The sequence below is a fragment of the Blastococcus sp. SYSU DS0510 genome (genome assembly GCF_054050835.1).
Genome location: NZ_JBJHAC010000051.1, coordinates 1 through 4,536 on the forward strand (window position 1 = coordinate 1; position 4,536 = coordinate 4,536).

Sequence of the window (4,536 nt, forward strand, 5' to 3'; positions counted from 1 at the left end):
GCCCGTCACCGACACCGACACCGCCGACGAGGAGGTGACCGACCAGCCGGCCATCCCGGCGCTCAGTGCCTGACCCAACCGAAGATCACGCGGTAGCCGTCACACACCACGCCAGCGGGCTTGACCGCGGTTCGTCGTCTCACGCAGGTGTCAGGCGGCACCGAGGCTCGAGGAGACCGCACGACGTCCGCACTCCCGTACGCCGGACCCGTCGTGAAGCCGCGCCTCTACATCGGAGGAGGGCATCTCAGCCGAGAACGGCGCCCGGCACGTTGCCGAAGGGGGTGCCGGTGCGCTTCCCGCAGCCCCGGCAGATCCTGTCGTCCGGGCTCGAGGGGCGCCCCTCGTCCGGTTGCCGCCGGACGTAGGAGTGGAACCCGAGCCGGCAGCGCAGCGGCTTCCGAGTCCTGATGCGACGCTAGGAGCCGCCCACTTCCCGGGGAAGAGGCGGACGGCCCTGCGTCCCTCAGGACGGCCGGTTCGGCGGTGCCCCGCCAGGTCGCCCGCCCGTCCCGCCGCCGGTCGGCGCGGTGGTGGTGTCGACGCCGACCGGCAGGGTCACCGTGTAGTCGCTCGCGACGTCGCCGGTGACGGTGGCCAGCTGGCTCCCGCCGCCGTCGTCACCGAAGCCCCCGTCGCCGGTGAGCGTCACCTGCGCCAAGGTGCGCACCGAGCTCTCGTAGCCGCTGGTGGCGTAGACGGCGTCGCAGAGGTCCTTGGGCAGCGCCACCTGCGAGGTGGCGATCGCGTTGGCCGCGTCGGTGACGCTGCCCTCGTCCGGGTAGACCTCGAAGTGGACGTGCGGCCACCGCCCGGGGTAGCAGGCCGGGACGATGCTGGTGAACCGCACCCGACCGTCGGCGTCGGCTACCTGCACGCCGCGCAGGTAGTTCTGGTCGGTGATCCCGTCGGAGTACATCGAGTAGCCGCCGTCGCGGTCGCAGTGCCACACGTAGACGGCGACGCCGGTGAAGGGCACGCCCCCGTTCGCCAGGTCCCGGACCACCAGCTCCAGCGTCATCGGCACCCCCTCGGCGGTGCCGCTGGACCCGCCGAGGCTGGACCGGATGTCGCTGCTCACGATGCCGCTCTGCTCGAGCACGTCCGGCCCGTTGGACCCGTCCCCGGGGTAGGGGCCCGCGGTCTCGTCGGGGATCTCCCCGGACGCCGTGGTGGCGCCCGTCGTCGACGAGGCACCGGTGGCCGCGGAGGAGCCGGCGCCGCAGGCGGCCAGGCCGGCGCCCGCCGCGCCGAGACGCAGCACGGCCAGCAGCCGCCGGCGGCTGAGCAGCGTGCCCAGGTCGAAGCCCAGCCCCTGGTCGACCACCTCCTCGTCCGGCCGGGGCAGCGGGCGCCCCTCGAAGCTGGGGGTGGAGCCGGTCGGCAACGGGGGCATGGGCTCTCCTGGGTCGGGCTCGTCGTGGTGGGGGACCACGTTCGGCCGCCGACCCGCGACCCGGCTGAACAGCGGCTGCGAGTGCGCTGTGTGAGTGACGTCGCAGGTCGCGGAGGGGAAACGCCCGGATCAGGTCCGTAGACTCGCTGCCGCAACCATCCGGAGCGGCTGAGAGACCTGGCTCGTCGACGTCGCAGCAACCCCCCGCATCGGCGGGCGCGGGTGCTACTGCCAGGACCGATGGAGGAACACCATGCGGTACGAGCTGCTCTCGTGGGCCCGCCGGCACGTCGACCTGTGCCGCACCGGCACAGCCATGTGCCGCTGAGGCCTCCCGCCTCCTAGCGACGCCCGCCCTGCTCGACGGCGGGCGTGCAGCCCCCACCGCCACGCACCGCGGGCCGCCACGCCGTCGCCGGCGTCGCCGCCCGCCCGTGCCTGCTCAATCGCCGAGGACCGCATCCCGTGATCGAACTGAAGGACGTCCGCAAGGTCTTCCCCGCCCGCGGGCGGGCGGGCGAGGTCGTCGCCGTCGACGGCGTCAGCCTGTCCGTGGCCCGGGGCGAGTTCGCCGGCGTCGTCGGCCCCAGCGGCTCGGGCAAGAGCACGCTGGTGCGCCTGGTCAACCTGCTGGAGCGGCCCACGTCGGGCTCGGTGACCGTCGACGGGCAGGTGCTCACCGAGCTGCCCGACGAGCAGGTCCGGCAGGCGCGGCGCTCCATCGGGATGGTCTTCCAGCACTTCGAGCTGCTCGACTCGCGCACCGCGGCGGGCAACGTGGAGCACCCGCTGGAGCTCTCGGGCGTGGGCCGGACGGAGCGCAGACGGCGGGCCGGCGAGCTGCTCGACCTCGTGGGGCTCGGCGACCGCGCCGACGCCCGCCCCGCCCAGCTCTCCGGCGGCCAGAAGCAGCGCGTGGCGATCGCCCGCGCGCTCGCCGTCCGCCCGAACGTGCTGCTCTGCGACGAGGCCACGTCCGCGTTGGACCAGGCCAGCACCACCGGCGTCCTGGAGCTGCTGCGCCGGGTGCGGGACGAGCTCGGACTCACGGTCCTCCTGATCACGCACGAGATGTCCGTCGTCAAGGCCGTGTGCGACAGCGCCGTGCTCCTCGACCGGGGGCGGGTGGTCGACGGCGGCCGGCTGGCCGACGTCCTCACCCGGCCGGGCTCCCCGCTGGGCGATGCCCTGCTCCCGGCACCGGTCGCGGACGCCGGTGCCGGGCACGACGGCGCCCTGCTGCGGGTGACCGTCACCGACCGGACCCCGGAGACCGTCGTCCTCCGGACGTTGATCGGGGAGCTCGACCTGGCCGTCGAGATCGCCGGCGGATCGGTGGAGACCGTCGCCGGTGGCCGCTACGGCCGGCTGCTCCTGCGGGTCAGCGGGGGGATGGCGGGCCTCGACGACGCCGTGCACCGGCTGCGGGCCGGCGGCGTCCTGGTCGAGCGCGTGGCCGCGTCCGCCGAGGTGGCCCGGTGAGCGACTGGAACCGCATCTGGCCGCAGCTGCTGGACGCGACCTGGGAGACCCTCTACATGGTCGGCGTCGCGGCGCTGGTCACCGTGCTGCTCGGGGTCCCGCTGGGCGTGCTGCTCACCGTCACCGCGCCGGGCGGGCTGGCCCCGCGGCCGCTGCTGCACCGGCTCGTCGGCCTGGTCGTGAACCTCGGCCGCGCGCTGCCGTTCATCATCCTGCTGGTCCTCGTCGCCCCGGTCACCCGCGGCATCGTCGGGACGACGATCGGCTCCACCGCGGCGATCGTGCCGCTGACCATCGGCGCCGTCCCGTTCCTCGCCCGGCTGGTGGAGACCAGCCTGCGCGAGGTCGCGGAGGGCAAGGTCGAGGCGGCGCTGTCCATGGGTGCCCGCCGGCGCGACGTCGTCCGCACCGTGCTGCTGCCGGAGGCCCGGCCGTCGCTGGTCGCCGGCGTGACGATCACCGTCGTCGCGCTGATCAGCTACTCGGCCATGGCCGGTGCGGTCGGTGGTGGCGGGCTGGGCGACTTCGCCATCCGCTTCGGCTACCAGCAGTTCCGCACCGACATCACCCTCGCGACCGTCGTCCTCCTGCTGGTCATCGTCCAGGCCCTCCAGTGGGCCGGCGACCGCTGGGCGCGCTCGCTCGCGCACGCCTGACCCGACCTCCACGGCGGCCACCCGGCCGCCGTCGCACCCCACTCCCGAGGAGAACCACCACCATGCGCACCCGCTTTCCCGCCCTGCTCGCCGCCTCGGCGATGACGGCCCTGCTCGCCGCCTGCGGCGGCGACGCCGAGCTCTCCGCGGCCGACGAGCCGCTGCGGGTCGGCGCTTCCCCGGTCCCGCACGCGGAGATCCTGCGCTACATCGACGAGAACCTCGCCGAGGACGCCGGCCTGGACCTGGAGATCGTCGAGTTCACCGACTACGTGCAGCCCAACGTCGCCCTGGACGACGGCTCCCTGGACGCCAACTACTTCCAGACCATCCCGTACCTGGAGGCGCAGGAGGCCAGCGCCGGCTACGACTTCCAGGCGCTGGAGCCGGTGCACATCGAGCCGCTCGGCATCTACTCGAGCACGCTGACCGACCTCGCCGACCTGCCCGACGGCGCCACCGTGGCGATCCCGAACGACCCGACCAACGCCGCGCGGGCGCTGCGGCTCCTCGAGGCCAACGGCCTGATCACCCTCGCCGACACCGGCGACGCCGCGCCGACCTCGCTGGACATCGAGGGCAACCCGAAGAGCCTCGAGATCTCCGAGGTCGAGGCCGCGCAGGTGCCCCGGTCGCTGGCCGACGTGGACATCGCGGTCATCAACGGCAACTACGCCATCGAGGCCGACCTGGTCCCGGCCGAGGACGCGCTGGCGCTGGAGGAGGGCGAGGGCAACCCCAACGCCAACCTCCTGGTGGTCCGCACCGGCGACGAGGGCGACGAGCGCATCCAGGAGCTGGAGGAACTGCTGCACTCGGAGGACGTGCGGCAGTTCATCGAGCAGAACTACGAGGGCGCCGTCCTCGCCGCGTTCTGACCGCCTGGGGTGGGGGGGCCGGGGGGGGGGGCCCCCCCCCGCGCCCGCCCCGCGGCGGGCTTGGTACGCTCGTTCCGCTGTGCTCTCCGCCGACCGGGCGACCCCCCCCCGAGAGAGGGGCACC

The 4,536-nt window shown here is 74.2% G+C and carries 5 protein-coding genes and 1 riboswitch; of the genes, 4 read left to right on the top strand and 1 reads right to left on the bottom strand.

Annotated elements, in window-relative coordinates; all coding sequences use genetic code 11:
* Nucleotides 1-466: 466 nt before the first annotated feature.
* Nucleotides 467-1,396: a dioxygenase family protein gene (locus ACI79P_RS21625; RefSeq protein ID WP_456583118.1), complete on the bottom strand. Its 930-nt coding sequence runs from the start codon at nt 1,394-1,396 to the stop codon at nt 467-469.
* 152 nt (nt 1,397-1,548) lie between these two features.
* A riboswitch (SAM riboswitch) is annotated at nt 1,549-1,643 on the top strand.
* A gap of 6 nt (nt 1,644-1,649) precedes the next feature.
* Here ACI79P_RS21625 and ACI79P_RS21630 point away from each other — a divergent pair.
* From ACI79P_RS21630 to ACI79P_RS21645, 4 genes are all read left to right on the top strand, one after another.
* Nucleotides 1,650-1,724, top strand: coding sequence for a putative leader peptide (locus ACI79P_RS21630; protein WP_374201310.1), 75 nt, complete (start codon nt 1,650-1,652; stop codon nt 1,722-1,724).
* A gap of 137 nt (nt 1,725-1,861) precedes the next feature.
* The gene (locus tag ACI79P_RS21635; protein WP_456583119.1) at nt 1,862-2,878 is read left to right on the top strand and encodes a methionine ABC transporter ATP-binding protein; all 1,017 of its coding nucleotides are present in this window, start codon (nt 1,862-1,864) and stop codon (nt 2,876-2,878) included.
* Nucleotides 2,875-3,534, top strand: coding sequence for a methionine ABC transporter permease (locus ACI79P_RS21640; protein ID WP_456583120.1), 660 nt, complete (start codon nt 2,875-2,877; stop codon nt 3,532-3,534). Before ACI79P_RS21635 ends, ACI79P_RS21640 begins: the two co-directional genes overlap by 4 nt.
* Before the next feature lie 62 nt (nt 3,535-3,596).
* Nucleotides 3,597-4,412: a MetQ/NlpA family ABC transporter substrate-binding protein gene (locus ACI79P_RS21645; protein ID WP_456583121.1), complete on the top strand. Its 816-nt coding sequence runs from the start codon at nt 3,597-3,599 to the stop codon at nt 4,410-4,412.
* Nucleotides 4,413-4,536: the final 124 nt, after the last annotated feature.

What these genes read in the sequence shown, in the direction of transcription:
- ACI79P_RS21625 (WP_456583118.1), bottom strand. Translation starts at nt 1,396, where the DNA reads ATGCCCCCGTTGCCGACCGGCTCCACCCCCAGCTTCGAGGGGCGCCCG.
- ACI79P_RS21645 (WP_456583121.1), top strand. Translation starts at nt 3,597, where the DNA reads ATGCGCACCCGCTTTCCCGCCCTGCTCGCCGCCTCGGCGATGACGGCC.